Annotated in this window: 12 protein-coding genes; 8 read left to right on the top strand and 4 right to left on the bottom strand. The window is 61.9% G+C overall.

The genetic code is table 11. From position 1 onward, the window contains the following. Positions 1–119: 119 nt before the first annotated feature. Genes rfbD through rfbB form a run of 4 tightly spaced genes read right to left on the bottom strand, consistent with a single transcriptional unit; the run spans position 120 to position 3,506 of the window. The gene (rfbD, locus tag RKE25_RS19415) at positions 120–1,022 is read right to left on the bottom strand and encodes a dTDP-4-dehydrorhamnose reductase (protein WP_311839727.1); all 903 of its coding nucleotides are present in this window, start codon (positions 1,020–1,022) and stop codon (positions 120–122) included. Next, positions 1,019–1,576: a dTDP-4-dehydrorhamnose 3,5-epimerase gene (rfbC, locus tag RKE25_RS19410; protein ID WP_311839726.1), complete on the bottom strand. Its 558-nt coding sequence runs from the start codon at positions 1,574–1,576 to the stop codon at positions 1,019–1,021. Before rfbC ends, rfbD begins: the two co-directional genes overlap by 4 nt. Next, complete coding sequence (gene rfbA / locus RKE25_RS19405) at positions 1,573–2,460, bottom strand: glucose-1-phosphate thymidylyltransferase RfbA (RefSeq protein ID WP_311839725.1); 888 nt, start codon at positions 2,458–2,460, stop codon at positions 1,573–1,575. Before rfbA ends, rfbC begins: the two co-directional genes overlap by 4 nt. Next, the gene (rfbB, locus tag RKE25_RS19400) at positions 2,457–3,506 is read right to left on the bottom strand and encodes a dTDP-glucose 4,6-dehydratase (protein WP_311839724.1); all 1,050 of its coding nucleotides are present in this window, start codon (positions 3,504–3,506) and stop codon (positions 2,457–2,459) included. Before rfbB ends, rfbA begins: the two co-directional genes overlap by 4 nt. A gap of 217 nt (positions 3,507–3,723) precedes the next feature. Between rfbB and RKE25_RS19395 the strand changes: the two genes are divergently transcribed. The 8 genes from RKE25_RS19395 to RKE25_RS19360 all read left to right on the top strand — a co-directional run bounded on the left by RKE25_RS19395 (position 3,724) and on the right by RKE25_RS19360 (position 15,205). Further along, the gene (locus RKE25_RS19395; RefSeq protein ID WP_311839723.1) at positions 3,724–4,893 is read left to right on the top strand and encodes a PLP-dependent aspartate aminotransferase family protein; all 1,170 of its coding nucleotides are present in this window, start codon (positions 3,724–3,726) and stop codon (positions 4,891–4,893) included. Positions 4,894–4,938: 45 nt separating this feature from the next. Beyond that, entirely contained in the window at positions 4,939–5,733 is a 795-nt protein-coding gene (locus tag RKE25_RS19390; RefSeq protein WP_311839722.1) for an ABC transporter permease, read from the top strand. Beyond that, the gene (locus tag RKE25_RS19385) at positions 5,730–6,959 is read left to right on the top strand and encodes an ABC transporter ATP-binding protein (protein WP_311839721.1); all 1,230 of its coding nucleotides are present in this window, start codon (positions 5,730–5,732) and stop codon (positions 6,957–6,959) included. Before RKE25_RS19390 ends, RKE25_RS19385 begins: the two co-directional genes overlap by 4 nt. Then, the gene (locus RKE25_RS19380; protein WP_311839720.1) at positions 6,956–8,434 is read left to right on the top strand and encodes an FkbM family methyltransferase; all 1,479 of its coding nucleotides are present in this window, start codon (positions 6,956–6,958) and stop codon (positions 8,432–8,434) included. The genes RKE25_RS19385 and RKE25_RS19380 overlap by 4 nt, the downstream gene beginning before the upstream one ends. Before the next feature lie 10 nt (positions 8,435–8,444). Then, positions 8,445–11,810 (top strand): glycosyltransferase family 1 protein, encoded by a 3,366-nt coding sequence (locus RKE25_RS19375; RefSeq protein ID WP_311839719.1) that lies wholly within the window; start codon positions 8,445–8,447, stop codon positions 11,808–11,810. Between the two features lie 90 nt (positions 11,811–11,900). Further along, positions 11,901–12,935, top strand: coding sequence for a GDP-mannose 4,6-dehydratase (gmd, locus tag RKE25_RS19370; protein WP_311842441.1), 1,035 nt, complete (start codon positions 11,901–11,903; stop codon positions 12,933–12,935). After that, positions 12,919–13,836: a GDP-mannose 4,6-dehydratase gene (locus tag RKE25_RS19365; RefSeq protein WP_311839718.1), complete on the top strand. Its 918-nt coding sequence runs from the start codon at positions 12,919–12,921 to the stop codon at positions 13,834–13,836. The genes gmd and RKE25_RS19365 overlap by 17 nt, the downstream gene beginning before the upstream one ends. Before the next feature lie 16 nt (positions 13,837–13,852). Next, positions 13,853–15,205, top strand: a complete 1,353-nt coding sequence (locus tag RKE25_RS19360) for a phosphomannomutase (protein ID WP_311839717.1) — start codon at positions 13,853–13,855, stop codon at positions 15,203–15,205. The last annotated feature ends 27 nt before the right edge of the window (positions 15,206–15,232 follow it).

Below are 15,232 nucleotides of genomic sequence, written 5' to 3'. Positions count from 1 at the left end.
AATGCGGTAACTATCTGGCCGAGACTTCATAACTGGATGTGATGGTGTGCCCACGGAGTGAGTGCGTCGCCACATTTGCTTCCAGTGATGCGGAAATGCCGGGATGTTCGGAGGTGAGGCTAACTTGTTTCAGCAAGCACCGTGTGCAATTCGTCTTGCCACGACGGGATGTCAAGGCAAAATGCCTGCTTAATCCGAGCGCATGACAGCACAGAATAAAGCGGACGCTGGGCCGGCGTCGGATAGTCTGATGTGCTAATGGCTTCAATCGCAGGAGTGCGCTCAAGTCGTCCGAGCGCGATGGCTTCTTCCATGATTGCGCGGGTAAAACGACACCAAGTAGTATTGCCATCGTTGGTCAGGTGATAGACGCCACTCAGCTTGCGCCGGTTGGACTTTGCCATCCACACATTCGCGATGTGGGCCGTAGCATGTGCAAGAAAGCGCGCGCTGGTCGGTGTACCTTGTTGGTCGTCGACGACACGCAGTAGAGATCGTTCGCTAGCCAGACGCAGCATGGTAGTGAGGAAGTTTCTGCCGTGCAGGCTGTATACCCATGCGGTGCGTATTATCAGATAGTCTGCGCCGCTGGATGCCAGCGCCTGCTCACCAGCGAGCTTGCTGGCGCCATAGACACCAAGCGGCGCGGTGACATCGAACTCCGCGTAAGGAGTGCGCGCATGGCCGTCAAAGACGTAATCAGTGGAGTAATGCACGACCGCGCCATTCCAGGCAGCGACTGTGCCGCCGATGATGCCCGGTACTTCGCCATTGATAGCGAATGCGTGCTCGGCTTCCGTTTCGGCTTTGTCGACGGAGGTATACGCGGCGGCATTGATCACCAGATGAGGTCGCTGCGCACGCAATAGCGCACGCAGTGCGCTGCTGTCATTGATATCGCAGGCCAGCGTGTCTTGATCGCCAGTACGCGTAGCTACCACCACCTCGCCCTGCAGCGGAGACAGGGTGTATCGAAGATGGGTTCCCAACTGCCCGTTGCCCCCGAGCAGCAATACCTTCACGGCGCATAGCCCGGCAGACGTTCGAGGGGTACTTCGTCGAGGAGCGGTGCTGCGAGATCCTTATTCGATAGCTCGGGCGAGGCCACTGGCCAATCGATCATGAGGGCTGGATCGTTCCAACGGATCGAAGCATCCGCCGCGCGATCGTACAGCTCAGTACACTGGTAGGCGAACAGCGCATGCTCGGAGAGCACGCAGAAGCCGTGCGCATAACCCGGCGGAATCCACATCATCCGCTTGTTGGCTGAGGTAAGCATGGCGCCGGTGTGCTGGCGGAAGGTGGGCGAATCCGGGCGGATATCGACCGCCACGTCATAGACCTCGCCTTCCAGTACGCTTACCAGTTTGCCTTGCGGGCGCGGCCACTGGTAATGCAGGCCGCGCAGCACGCCGCGTTTGGAACGCGAGACGTTGCTCTGCACGAAATTAACGTCGATGCCGAGCTGTACGAAGGTCTGGCGGTTGTAGCTCTCGAAGAAGAAACCCCTGTCGTCGCCATGGACTATTGGTTCGAGGATGGCCACTCCGGGCAGTGGTGTGTCGATATGTCTCATCGGCTGCTATGCTGTTCGGCGAGTCGGAGAAGGTACTGGCCGTACTGTGTCTTGGCCAGCGGCTGGGCAAGTTCGCGCAGGCGCGACACATCGATCCAGCCCTGCATTAATGCGATCTCCTCTGGGCAGGCCACTTTCAGGCCTTGGCGGTTCTCGATCGTCTGAATGTAGTTGCCGGCTTCGACCATGGACTCATGCGTGCCGGTATCGAGCCAGGCATAACCGCGTCCGAGTTGTTCGAGATGCAACGCGCCATCACGCAGATAGGTCCGATTGAGATCGGTGATTTCCAGTTCACCGCGGGCGGAAGGGCGCAGTGCGGCAGCGCGCTCGCTAGCGGTGCCGTCGTAGAAATACAGGCCGGTGATGGCGTAGTGGGAGCGTGGCCTGGCGGGTTTTTCCTCGATGTCGACGACCTTGCCGCTGGCATCGACCTCCGCTACGCCATAGCGTTCCGGATCACGCACCCAGTAACCGAATACCGTGGCGCCTTCCCTGCGCGCATTGGCGCGCAGCATGCGTCCGGTGAGACCTTCGCCGTGAAAGATGTTATCGCCGAGGATCAGGCAGCTCGGCGCGCCATCGAGGAAATTGCGTCCAAGAATGAAGGCCTGGGCGAGACCATCAGGCGAAGGCTGTGCCACGTACTCCAGCCGCAGACCCCATTGCGAGCCATCACCGAGCAGGCGCTGAAACATGCTCTGCTCGTGCGGCGTGTTGATGATCAGAATGTCCCTAATCCCGGCCAGCATCAGCGTGGTCAGGGGGTAATAGATCATCGGCTTGTCGTAGACCGGAAGGAGCTGCTTGCTCACCGAACGGGTGATTGGATAAAGGCGTGTGCCTGAACCACCGGCAAGGATGATGCCTTTCCTTTGGGTCATTGGCCGAGGCGCTCCAGTCGATAACTGCCGTTGAGGATACCGGCGACCCATGCCTCGTTGGCGAGGTACCAGTCGACGGTGCGGCGCATGCCTGTGACGAAATCGTGTCTGGGTTGCCATCCAAGTTCGCCGCGAAGCTTGGATGCGTCGATGGCATACCGACGATCATGCCCGGGGCGGTCGCGAACGAATGTGATCTGATCCGCGTAGGTTCCTTTTGCCTTCGGCACGCGTGCATCAAGTAGTTCGCAGATCGTGCGCACGACATCGATATTGGTGCGTTCCGAGTCGCCGCCGACATTGTAGGTTTCGCCAGGACGACCGCCCGCGAGTACCCTTGCGATCGCTTCGCAGTGGTCTTCCACGAACAACCAGTCGCGCACGTTTAGGCCATCGCCGTATACCGGTAGCAGCTCGCCCTTCAGCGCTTTCTGGATCACCAGCGGGATCAACTTTTCAGGGAACTGATATGGCCCGTAGTTATTCGAGCAGTTCGTGGTAAGCGTGGGCAATCCGTAGGTGTGATGGAAAGCTCGCACCAGATGGTCCGAGGCCGCCTTCGAGGCGGAGTACGGCGAATTCGGCGCATACGGCGTCGTTTCGTGAAAGCGTCCTTCGGCGCCGAGCGAGCCGTATACCTCGTCAGTAGAAACGTGAAGAAACCGGAATGATGCGGCGTGCGGTGTGTCGCCCATAGCACGCCAATAGTCGCGTGCGCATTCGAGCAGGCCCAGCGTGCCGACAACATTGGTTTCGATGAAGGCGGCGGGACCGTCGATCGAACGATCCACATGGGATTCAGCAGCGAAGTTGATGATCGCCTGCGGCTGATGCTCCTTCAGTAGCCTGGCGACCAATATGCGGTCACCAATGTCGCCTTCGACCAGGCGATGCCCTGGATGATTAGCCACTGAGGACAGTGTGGCGAGATTGCCTGCATAGGTCAGCTTATCGAGATTGATGACCTTGTGGCCAGCATGGACGGCTTGCAGGACGAAGTTGCCGCCAATGAACCCGGCTCCGCCGGTAACAAGAATGGTTGCCATGTACGCTCTGGTGAGGTGGCGCCGGCAGTCGGCTTGTAGATGGAACTCAGCATTATGGACAATCCAATTTGGATTGCGCGTTACACAGGGGGAGGGCGTTGGGTCTTGCTTCAGGCTTGACGAATCAAGGCGGAAAGGAGGAAAGCTAGGCTATTATGGACGATTGCCCAGGTTTTGCCCTGACTGCCCGTCGACTCGCAGATTTTTATATAACCATATGAAATCAAATAAGAAATCCAGCAGGATGGGTCTTGGTACCCGAGCCATTCACGCCGGCCAGGCGCCCGATCCTTCGACCGGCGCGATTATGATGCCCATTTACGCGACGTCGACATATGTGCAAGCCAGTCCCGGCGTGCATAAGGGTTATGAGTACTCGCGCACGCAGAATCCTACGCGCATGGCATATGAGCGTTGTGTCGCGGATCTCGAAGGCGGTATCGCCGGTTTCGCGTTCGGTTCCGGTCTGGCTGGCGCGGCTACGGTGCTGGACATGCTGGAGACGGGCAGCCACATCGTCGCGATGGACGATCTGTACGGCGGCACCTATCGCCTGTTCGAGCGAGTGCGCCGCCAATCGGCGGGCCTGGATTTTAGCTTTGTTGATCTCAACGACACCGCCGCGCTCAAAGCTGCATTGAAGCCGAACACGCGGATGATCTGGGCAGAGACGCCGACCAATCCAATGCTCAAGCTGGTTGACCTGGCGAAGCTGGCCAGCTTCGCCAAGAAGCATGGCCTGATCCTCGTCGTCGACAATACCTTTTGCTCTCCGATGCTACAGCGTCCGATCGAATTCGGTGCGGATTTGGTGTTGCATTCGGCAACGAAGTACCTCAACGGCCACTCGGACATGGTCGGCGGCCTCGTGGTCGCCGCTAATGACGAAATGGCCCAGCGCATGGCCTTCCTACAGAACTCGGTGGGCGCGGTGGCCGGTCCGTTCGATTCGTTCCTAGCCATGCGCGGCCTTAAGACCCTGCATCTGCGCATGAAAGCGCATTGCGAATCCGCGTTGGATATCGCCAAGTGGCTGGAACAGCATCCGGCCATCGACAAGGTGATCTATCCCGGCCTGAAGTCCCACCCGCAGCATGCGCTGGCGCGCCGCCAGATGGACGGGTTCGGCGGTATCATTTCGGCGGAAGTGAAGGGCGGCGTGCGTGCGGCGCGCAGGATGCTGGAGCGTTGCGAGATCTTTGCTCTGGCTGAATCCCTTGGCGGCGTCGAAAGCCTAATCGAGCATCCCGGTATCATGACCCACGCCTCCATCCCGCTGGCCACGCGCAAGCGGCTCGGTATTTCCGATGGCTTGATCCGTCTGTCCGTCGGCGTCGAAAACGTCGAGGATCTGAAGGCGGAACTGGCGCATGCACTCGCTCGCTGACTGGAGCGATACCGTGCGCCAATACAGCATCCAGGAGCGGATGATATGAGCGAACTGCTTCGCTCGGTCTGGCGCTACCGCCACTTCATCCTCTCCTCAATCAAGAACGACCTGAAAGCGCGCTTCGCGCGCAGTCGCCTGGGCGCGATGTGGATGATCCTGCAGCCGCTAGCCCAGGTGGCAATCTATTCGCTGGTGCTGTCCCGCGTGATGGGCGCGAAGCTGCCAGGCGTCACCAATCAGTACGCCTACCCTATTTATCTGATGTCCGGCATGCTGGCTTGGTCGCTGTTTGTAGAAATCGTGCAGCGCTCGCTCAACCTGTTCGTTGAGAACGGCAACCTAATGAAGAAGATTTTCTTCCCCAAGGCATGTTTGCCGTTCGTCGCCGTGGGCACCGCGCTGGTCGGCAACTTCTTGCTGTTCGTGGCCACCGTGGCGATTTTCGGCATCATCGGCCATCCGCCGACACTGGCGCTGCTGTGGCTGCCGATGCTGCTGGCGGTGAACGTGGCGTTCTCGCTGGGCCTGGGGCTGCTGCTCGGCGTGCTGAACGTGTTTGTGCGCGATGTCGGCCAAGTGATGGCGGTGGTGCTGCAACTGTGGTTCTGGGTGACACCGATCGTCTACATGCCCAGCATCCTGCCGCACGGTTTCGGCCAGATCATTGCGCTGAACCCGCTGTACTACATCGTCGGCGGTTTCCAGGACGTCATGCTGTTCGGGCGCCCGCCGGATCTGGTGGCGCTGGGCTGGACCGCGCTCGGTTCGCTGGTCCTGCTCGGCCTGGCGTTCGTGCTGTTCCGCAAGGCGGCCCCCGAGATGGTCGACGTGCTATGAGTGACCACGTACTGAAGGTAGAAGGGCTGGGCAAGGCCTTCCGCGACTACGGCAGCGAATTGAAGCGCTTCGCCTCCTGGTTCGGCGCGAAAGTCACCCCGCGCGGCGAGCATTGGGTGGTCAAGGGCATTTCCTTCGCGGTCCTGCGCGGCGAGGCGATCGGCATCGTCGGCCAGAACGGCGCGGGCAAGAGCACCTTGCTCAAGCTGATCACGCGCACGCTGATGCCGACCGAGGGCAGCGTGTCGGTGAACGGACGGGTGGCGGCGATTCTCGAACTGGGCATGGGCTTCAGTCCGGACCTGACCGGCCGCCAGAACGTCTATCACGCCGCTGGCCTGATGGGCTTCACCAGGGAGCAGATCGACCGGGCCATGCCCGAGATCGAGGCGTTCGCGGAAATCGGCGATTACTTCGACGAGCACGTGCGCACCTATTCCAGCGGTATGCAGATGCGCGTGGCTTTCAGCGTGGCCACCGCGTTCCGGCCGGACATCCTGATCGTCGACGAGGCGCTGTCGGTGGGCGATGCCTACTTCCAGCACAAATGCTTCAAGCGCATCAAGGAATACCGCGAGCTGGGCACCAGCCTGATGATCGTCTCGCACGACAGCTCAGCCATCCAGTCGATGTGCGACCGCGCGATCCTGCTGCAGGCCGGCAAGGTACTGAAGGATGGCGATCCGGTCGAAGTCATGGATGCCTATAACGCGCTGATCGCCGAGCGCGAAAATAGCACTATGAAGGTCGAGCGGCTCGAAAGCGGGCAGATGCAGACGGTCAGCGGCACGCTCGAAGCCGTGGTGGAGTCGATCCAGCTGCATGCCGCCAACGGCGACCGGGTCGAGTTTCTCGATGTCGGGCAGGAGGTGGAGCTGCGGGTCGAGGTGCGCCTCAACGCCGATATTCCGCGCCTGGTGCTCGGCTACATGATCAAGGACCGGCTGGGCCAGCCGATGTTCGGCACCAATACGCACCACACCAAGCAGGTACTGGAAGGCGCGCGCAAGGGACAGCGGATCAGCTATGCCGCGCGCTTCGCCGTGAATCTGGGGCCAGGCAGCTATTCGATCTCGACCGCGCTGGTCAGCACCGATACGCACCTGGTCGACAACTACGAGTGGCGCGACCTGGCGCTGATCTTCACCGTGGCCAATCACTCCCATCCGCATTTCGTGGGCAGTGCCTGGCTTCCCCCGCAGATTGCCGTTGATCCGAAGCCATGACCTTCATCAGCTACGCGCAGAATTTCGAAGACGTCATGCTGTATCGCGCGCTCAAGAACGTGCGCCATGGCTTCTATGTGGACGTCGGTGCCCAGCATCCGGTCAAGGACTCGGTCACCAAGGCATTCTCGCTGCTTGGCTGGCGCGGCATCAATGTCGAGCCGGTGCGCCACTGGTTCGAACTGCTGGAGCAGGATCGCCCGCACGACACGAATCTGAATATCGCGGTCTCCGAGCAGGCCGGTTTCCTCGAACTCTTCGAGGTCGCCGATACCGGTCTGTCCACGGGGGACCGCGAGTTCGCCGAGCGGCACCGGGCCGAAGGCCATCAGGTCATCGCCCATCGCGTGCCTGCGCGCACGCTCGACGAGGTGCTCGCCGAGCATGCGCCAGGCGAGGTGCATTTCCTCAAGGTCGATTGCGAAGGCGCCGAGCGCAGCGTGCTGGCCTCCTGTTCGTTCGAGCGGGTGCGGCCCTGGGTCGTGGTGGTCGAGGCCACCTTGCCCAACAGCCAAGTCAGCGTGCACGAGGAATGGGAGCACCTGCTGACGGATCGCGCCTACCGGCTGGCCTATCGCGACGGGCTCAATCGCTACTACGTGGCGCAAGAGCACGCGGAGCTGCTTGGCGCCTTCGACCTGCCGCCCAATGTCTTCGACGATTTCGTGCGCAAGAGCGAGCAGGATGCGCATGAAGGTCTCAACGAGGCGCATGTGCGCCTGCGCAAGGCCGTAGTCGAGGCGGCAGAGGCGCAGCATGCCGTGGCTGGCCTTGCCAATCATTTGACCGTGCTGGATGAGCATTACAAGCAGTGGCAGGCCGATGGCGTTTCCAGGTTGGCGGCGATGGAACAAGACAATCAAAGCCTGCACGAGGCGCTGCAGTCCGCACAGGCGGCGCATACGCAGGAACTGGCGAAGCTGGTGGACGAAGCGGCGGGGCATCGTGCCGAGCGGGACCGGTTGCTGCGCGAAATCGACGATATGCGCATGGACGTGGCGCGCCGCTTGAGCAGCTTCAAGCGGCGCAACAGCGACGAGCTCGAAAGCCTGCTGCACCGCCAGCATGATTTGCTTCGGCAGATCGAGACCTTGCGCTCCTCCCATGCGGCCCTGGAGCAACGCCTGCACGAGACGCTGCACAGCACCTCGTGGCGCCTGACCGCACCGGTGCGCTCGGTGAAACTCACTGCCGCGAAGGGCGTGCGCTGGGTATGGCGGACGGGCCGTCCGCTGGTGGCGCGCGGCGCCCGCGCGGCGCGCCCGCTGGTTCGCTCGGCCTTGCGCGTACCGCTGTTCCGGCGCTGCGCCAGGACGATCGTGGGGCCGGAGTCCATGCTGGGCCGGCGTATCCGCACCTTCCTGTTTCCGCAACCGGTCAACCCATTGGTGGCGCCGCTGGAACTGTCGGAGCAGGCCGCGGCGGTGAACGCGATGCTGAAGCGCGTGATCGCGCGACGGAAACAACTGGGATGAGCTGTTCCGCATGAAAGTAGTGATCGATCTGCAGGCTTGCCAATCGCCGGATGGGAGCATCCGTGGCGTTGGCCGTTATTGCTCCTCGCTGGCCTTGGCGCTGGCGCGGTCCCGTGGCGAGCATGAAGTCTGGATCGCGGTGAATGGTGCCATGCCCGAATCGGTGGGCACCGTGCGCGATCTGTTTGCCGGCATACTGCCGGAAGACCGGGTGATCGCTTGGGAAAGCTTGGCCCCGACCGCGTCGATGTATCCGGAAAACAGTGAGCGCTCGCTCGTCGCCGAATGGCTGCGCGAGGCGTTCCTGGCATCGCTCGGCGCCGATGTCGTGCTGACGGCGAGCATGGTCGACGGCTTCGTCGATTCGGTGGTGACCTCGGTGCCCGCGCACTCGGCCGCCCTGCAGGTGGCGATCCTGTTCGATCTGATTCCGCTGGCCATGCCGGAGGTGTATCTGACCCGCGACGGGCAGTCCGCCTGGTACATGCGCAAGGTCGATCACCTGCGCCGCTGCGATCTGCTGCTGGGCATTTCCGAGTCGACGCGCACGGAAGCCATTCAGATGCTGGATCTGGCGCCCGACAAGGTGGTGAATATTTCCGCCGCGGTCGGCGCGAACTTCCGTCAGCTGGACAAGGTGGAGAGCGCCGCCTCGGTGGGGCGCAAGTACGGCATCCACAAGCCGTTCGTGATGTATGCGGGCGGCTTCGACCCGCGCAAGAATTTGGAAACCCTGATCGTCGCCTATGCCGCGCTGCCGGCCAGCCTGCGCGAAACCCACCAGCTGGTGATGGTGGGCAATATCGACATCAAGGAGCGCAACGAGCTCAATGCCGTGCGCGAGCGCGCCGGGCTGGCGGTTGACGAGCTGGTGTTCACCGGCTTCGTGTCCGATGAGGATCTGGTGCGGCTGTACAACTCCTGCGCCACTTATGTCTTCCCCTCGATCCACGAGGGCTTCGGCCTGCCCGCGCTGGAAGCAATGTCGTGCGGCGCGGTGGTCATTGGCGCAGCGGCCACCAGCCTGCCCGAGGTGATCGGCGTCGAGGAGGCGCTGTTCAATCCGCACGATGCGCGCGACATCACGACCAAGCTGCAGCAGGCTCTAATCGATGAGCCGTTCCGCCAGCGCATGCGCGAACATGCGCTGCGACACGCGAAGGGCTTTACCTGGGAAGAGTCGGCCAGGCGCGCATGGCTTGCGCTGGAGGAAGCGCTTGCCGCGCGCGTTCCGGTCGAGCTGGCGGCTTTGGAAGCCGTGCCGCGTCTTGTCGCGCTGGTGACGCTGGACCCGGTGCAGGCGGGCGATGTGGCAAGCGCGCTCGGCTTCGTGCCGGAGCGCCTGGACGTTTTCGGCCTTGTGGGTGACGCGGCCGTGCCGTCTTCATGGCGCCAGCGTGGTCTGGGCGAGCTGGAGCCGTCCGCATTCGACGAGATCCTAGTGCATGTTACCGACAGCGAGGGCATGCGCGCCGTGCTGGACACGCTGCGCGGATTCCCGGTCACGCTGCTGCTCGGCCAGAAGACCCTGCCCAGGCTGTTCGCTGCCTGGGCGAAGGTAGATCTGAGTGTGTTCGTTGCGATGCTATATCGGTGGGGCGGCTATCACGTACTCGGTCTAGCCAGCGGCTCCGGCGCGGAGAGTTTCGAGAGCATTCCCGCACGTGCGCTGGCTTGCCTTGATCCGGCCTGGGCTTTGGCCCGCGAAGCATCCGCCACTGGCTACAGCACGCCGGCGGTGATCGCTAGAGCGGTGACCTCGCCGGGTGTCGCGCGCTGGAATCACGAAGAGATCGGGCGGCTATCCATGGCGATTGCGGCCAACGCGCCGGCAAGCGATACGTTGCGCACGCTATACGTCGACATTTCCCATCTGGTGATCGAAGACGCCAAGACCGGCATCCAACGTGTTGTGCGGCATATCGTTGCCGAGCTGCTCGCAAGCCCGCCGTCCGGATACCGAGTCGAGCCCATCTATATCAAGCCTGACGGCGTGTTCCGCTACGCACGCAGCTACTGTGCCGCCCGCTTCCACGCCGGGCTGACCTTGCCAGAGGATCTTCCGGTCGAGTTCCGCCAGAGCGATGTCTTCGTCGGGCTGGATCTGGCGGCGCATCTGGTGCCGTATCTGCGTCACACCTACATCCGTATGCGCAGTAGTGGCGTGGCGATCCATTTCGTCGTATACGACTTGCTGCCGCTGCTCCGACCCGATTGTTTCGACGAGAACGGCTTGCCCACGTTCCGGCTCTGGTACGAAGCCATCGCGGAACTGGCCGACGGCATCATCTGCATTTCCCGCACGGTGGCCGATGAGTTCAAGCGCTGGCTGCCACAGTCGATGCCGGCGCGCGGACGCGCGCTGAAGATCGGCTGGTTCCATTTGGGCGCGGACATCGTGCAGCGCGCCGACATTCAGGATGACAGCGGCGATCTGCCGGTCGATCTGGGCAGCCGACCGAGCTTCCTGATCGTCGGCACGATTGAGCCTCGCAAGGGGCATGCGCAGACGTTGTCGGCATTCGAACGGCTGTGGGAACGCGGGCACCAAGTCAACTTGGTGCTGATCGGCAAGCCTGGCTGGCGCGTCGAGACCTTGATCAGCCGGCTGCGCCAGCATCCGGAGGCGGGCAAGCGCCTATTCTGGCTGGAGCGCGCCAACGATAGCCAGCTGATCGCGATGTACCAGCAGGCCTCGGCTCTGCTGGCGCCGTCTGAGGGCGAAGGTTTCGGCCTGCCGTTGATCGAGGCGGCGCAGTACGGACGCCCGATCATCGCTAGGGATCTGCCGGTATTCCAGGAAGTCGCGGGTGAGCATGCCTTCTATTTCTCGGGTATGCAGCCGGAGCCGATGGCCGATGCGATCGAACGCTGGCTCGAGCTGGACCGGCAAGGGCAGGCACCCGTATCGAAGGGCTTGCCGTGGCTGACCTGGAAGCAGAGCGCCAAACAGCTCGAAGAGGTGGCTGTGGGCGGCAATTGGTATACCAGCTGGGAGCCAGGCAGCGACCGTTATTTCGCCGCGTCGGATTACCGCGCGCAGACCACGACCGGTCAGCTCGTGCGAGGGCAGCGAGTTTCGCTCAATGCGCCAGGCGTGTTGTTTGCGACGCCGCCGTTTAAGATAACCGCTGGCGACTATGTGGTACGGGTCGAGGGAGCGCGACTTGGTGCCGAGGGTATGGCCTGGGTGGACGTGGAGGCCCATGACGGCGCCTGGCGTCTGGCTTCGGCTTCACTCGCGCCCGGCGAAGGGGTAATCGCTGAGGTGCAGGTGCGTGTCAAGGAGGACGTCCGCGATCTGCGGATTCGCATCATGGTCGACGCGGATGCCAGCCTCTCATTCAGCACCATGGCCGTCGCAGCAGTGCATTAGCTGTCAGCTGCCACGCTTGAGTCGAGACAATCAGTCATGGACAATGGCCGATTGGCAAGAAAATCAACTAATTATCATGAAGCCACTCTGATGAATACAGCACTGATCACCGGTATCTCGGGCCAAGATGGCGCCTACCTCGCGGAACTCCTGCTAGAGAAGGGATATCGCGTCTATGGCACTTATCGGCGCACCAGCTCGGTCAATTTCTGGCGTATCGAAGAACTGGGCATTCAGAACCACCCCAATCTCGAACTCGTTGAATTCGATCTGACCGATGGCGGCTCTGCCATTCGATTGCTGCAACAGACCGGCGCCACGGAGGTATATAACCTGGCCGCGCAGAGCTTCGTCGGCGTGTCGTTCGATCAGCCCGCCACCACGGCCCAGATCAGCGGCGTCGGGGCTCTGCATCTGCTCGAAGCGATTCGAATCGTGAATCCGAAGATCCGCTTCTATCAGGCCTCCACATCGGAGATGTTCGGCAAAGTTCAGGCGGTGCCGCAGAAGGAAGACACCCCCTTCTATCCGCGCAGCCCATACGGCGTGGCGAAGTTGTATGCGCATTGGATTACCGTAAACTATCGCGAGTCCTACGGCATTTTCGGCACTAGCGGCATCCTGTTTAATCACGAGTCGCCGCTTCGCGGCCGCGAGTTCGTGACGCGCAAGATCACCGACGCCGTGGCCAAGATCAAGCTCGGCAAGCTCGATACCCTGGAACTGGGCAACTTGGATGCCAAGCGCGACTGGGGTTTCGCCAAGGAATACGTCGAAGGCATGTGGCGCATGCTGCAGGCCGAGGAGCCGGACACCTACGTGCTGGCCACCAACCGCACCGAGACCGTGCGCGACTTCGTCACGCTCGCCTTCAAGGCGGCCGGGATCCAGATCGACTGGCAAGGCAGCGAGCAGGACGAGATCGGTGTGTGCGAGAAGAGCGGCAAGACGCTGGTTCGCATCAATCCCAAGTTCTATCGCCCGGCGGAAGTGGATCTACTGATCGGCGATGCGAGCAAGGCCGAAGCCAAGCTGGGCTGGAAGCCCCAGACCTCGCTCGAACAGCTGTGCGCCATGATGGTCGAAGCTGATCTGCGCCGGAATGCACGTGACGCTTCCTTCTGAGTCCCGCCCCAGTCGCGTACTGGTTACCGGCCACCGCGGTTTCACTGGCCAGTACGTCGTCGAGGCATTGCGCGCGGCCGGCTGCCAAGTATTCGGCTTGTCGGAGGCTCCGGCGCAGCTCGACCAGCACGGCATCGATCTGCTTGATCGCAAGCGGGTCGGCGCGGTGGTGGCTGAGGTGCGTCCGGAAGCAGTGATCCATCTGGCAGCCATCGCGTTCGTCGCGCACGGCGATGCCGAGGAGATGTACCGCACCAATGTGGTCGGCACGCGCAACCTGCTCGAGGCCTTGGCGGCGCTGCCGCAGGCGCCGCGCAAGGTGTTGCTTGCCAGCAGCGCGAATGTGTATGGCAATAGCGACGTGGACCTGCTGGATGAAACGGTGCCGCCATCGCCGGCCAACGACTATGCGGTGAGCAAGCTGGCCATGGAGTACATGGCCAAGCTGTGGATGGACCGTCTGCCGATCGTGTTGGCGCGTCCGTTCAACTACACCGGCGTTGGTCAGGCTGAGAACTTCCTATTGCCGAAGATCGTGTCGCATTTCCGGCGCGGCGAGCGGGCCATCGAGCTCGGCAATATCGACGTGGCGCGTGATTTTCAGGATGTCCGCTTCGTCGCCGACGCGTATGTGCGTCTACTGAGCGTGGATGCTGCTGGCCAGACGGTGAACCTGTGCTCGGGCACATCGGTGTCACTGCTAGAAGTGATCGGCATGATGCAGGAGATCGCCGGCTATGCCATCGAGGTGCGCGTCAATCCGGCCTTCGTCCGCGCCAACGAGGTCGCCCGGCTTACCGGTGACAACACTCGTCTGCGCGAACTGATCGGCCCGCTCAATATCATCGACCTTCGGCAGACATTGGAATGGATGTACTCCCATCCTTCCGCGCAGCACTGAAGGGCAGGAAACCGGCATGAAATGTTTCAAGGCTTACGACATTCGCGGCCGCGTGCCCGATGAACTCAATGTCGATGTGGCCTACCGCATCGGCCGTGCGTTCGCGCGCACCGTCAGTGCGGGCGACGTCGTGGTGGGTTACGACATCCGCCTGGACAGCCCCGTGCTGACCAAGGAGCTGGCGCGCGGCCTGATGGATGAAGGGCGTAACGTCATCGACATCGGCCTGTGCGGCACCGAAGAAGTGTATTTCCAGACCGCGCACCGCCGGGTCGCCGGCGGCATTATGGTGACCGCCAGTCATAATCCGATCGACTACAACGGCATGAAGCTAGTCCGCGAGGACAGCAAGCCGATCAGCGGCGACACAGGCCTGCGTGATATCGAACGCATGGTGGAAGATAATGAGTTCGGCGAGGCTGCGGTCACGCTGGGTACCCTGCGCCAGGACCATGACAAGTCAGCCTATATCGCGCATCTGCTGAGCTATGTCGACGTGGCCAAACTGCGGCCACTGAAGATAGTGGTGAACGCCGGCAATGGTGGTGCGGGCGCGATCATCGATCTACTGGAAGCGCATCTGCCTTTCAGCTTCGTGCGGGTCAACCATGAGCCCGATGGCCGTTTCCCTAACGGTATCCCCAATCCGCTGCTGCCGGAAAACCGCGCAACCACCTCGGATGCGGTGAAGGCATCGGGCGCCGACCTGGGTATCGCCTGGGACGGGGACTTCGATCGCTGCTTCCTGTTCGATAAGTACGGTGCCTTTATCGAGGGCTACTACATTGTCGGCCCGCTGGCGGCGCAGCTGCTGGAGAAGCATCCCAGCGCGCGCATCATCCACGACCCGCGGCTGACCTGGAACACCATCGACATGGTCTCAAAAGCAGGTGGCGTGGCAGTGCAGAGCAAGACTGGTCATGCCTTCATCAAAGAGCGCATGCGCGCCGAAGATGCCGTGTACGGCGGCGAGATGAGTGCGCACCACTACTTCCGCGATTTCGCCTATTGCGATTCGGGCATGATTCCCTGGCTGTTGGTAGCTGAGCGCATCTGCAAGACCGGCGTTGCGCTGGACGCAATGCTGGCCGAGTGCATGGCGGCGTATCCATGCAGCGGAGAGATGAACTTCCGCGTCGGCGACGCGAAGGCGACGGTCGAGCGCATCATGGCGCACTACGTCAAGGACGCCGAGTTGGTCGAGCAAGTCGATGGCGTAAGCATGTCGTTCGGCAGCTGGCGCTTCAACCTGCGCTCGTCCAACACCGAGCCCTTGCTGCGCCTGAATGTCGAGTCACGCGGGGACGTCGCGCTGATGGAGGCACGCACCGCGGAACTGCGGCAGCTGATCGGCGGCACGATGGCATGAAAAAAAGCGGGCCTAGGCCCGCCTCTT

Origin of the sequence: Dyella sp. BiH032 (assembly GCF_031954525.1) — a bacterium.
Lineage (GTDB): Bacteria > Pseudomonadota > Gammaproteobacteria > Xanthomonadales > Rhodanobacteraceae > Dyella_D.
This window is presented reverse-complemented; position numbering and strand designations above follow the sequence as displayed.

Coding starts and splice junctions, on each gene's coding strand:
- rfbC (WP_311839726.1), bottom strand. CDS start 1,576: ATGAGACATATCGACACACCACTGCCCGGAGTGGCCATCCTCGAACCA.
- rfbA (WP_311839725.1), bottom strand. CDS start 2,460: ATGACCCAAAGGAAAGGCATCATCCTTGCCGGTGGTTCAGGCACACGC.
- rfbB (WP_311839724.1), bottom strand. CDS start 3,506: ATGGCAACCATTCTTGTTACCGGCGGAGCCGGGTTCATTGGCGGCAAC.
- RKE25_RS19395 (WP_311839723.1), top strand. CDS start 3,724: ATGAAATCAAATAAGAAATCCAGCAGGATGGGTCTTGGTACCCGAGCC.
- RKE25_RS19390 (WP_311839722.1), top strand. CDS start 4,939: ATGAGCGAACTGCTTCGCTCGGTCTGGCGCTACCGCCACTTCATCCTC.
- RKE25_RS19385 (WP_311839721.1), top strand. CDS start 5,730: ATGAGTGACCACGTACTGAAGGTAGAAGGGCTGGGCAAGGCCTTCCGC.
- RKE25_RS19380 (WP_311839720.1), top strand. CDS start 6,956: ATGACCTTCATCAGCTACGCGCAGAATTTCGAAGACGTCATGCTGTAT.
- RKE25_RS19375 (WP_311839719.1), top strand. CDS start 8,445: ATGAAAGTAGTGATCGATCTGCAGGCTTGCCAATCGCCGGATGGGAGC.
- gmd (WP_311842441.1), top strand. CDS start 11,901: ATGAATACAGCACTGATCACCGGTATCTCGGGCCAAGATGGCGCCTAC.
- RKE25_RS19360 (WP_311839717.1), top strand. CDS start 13,853: ATGAAATGTTTCAAGGCTTACGACATTCGCGGCCGCGTGCCCGATGAA.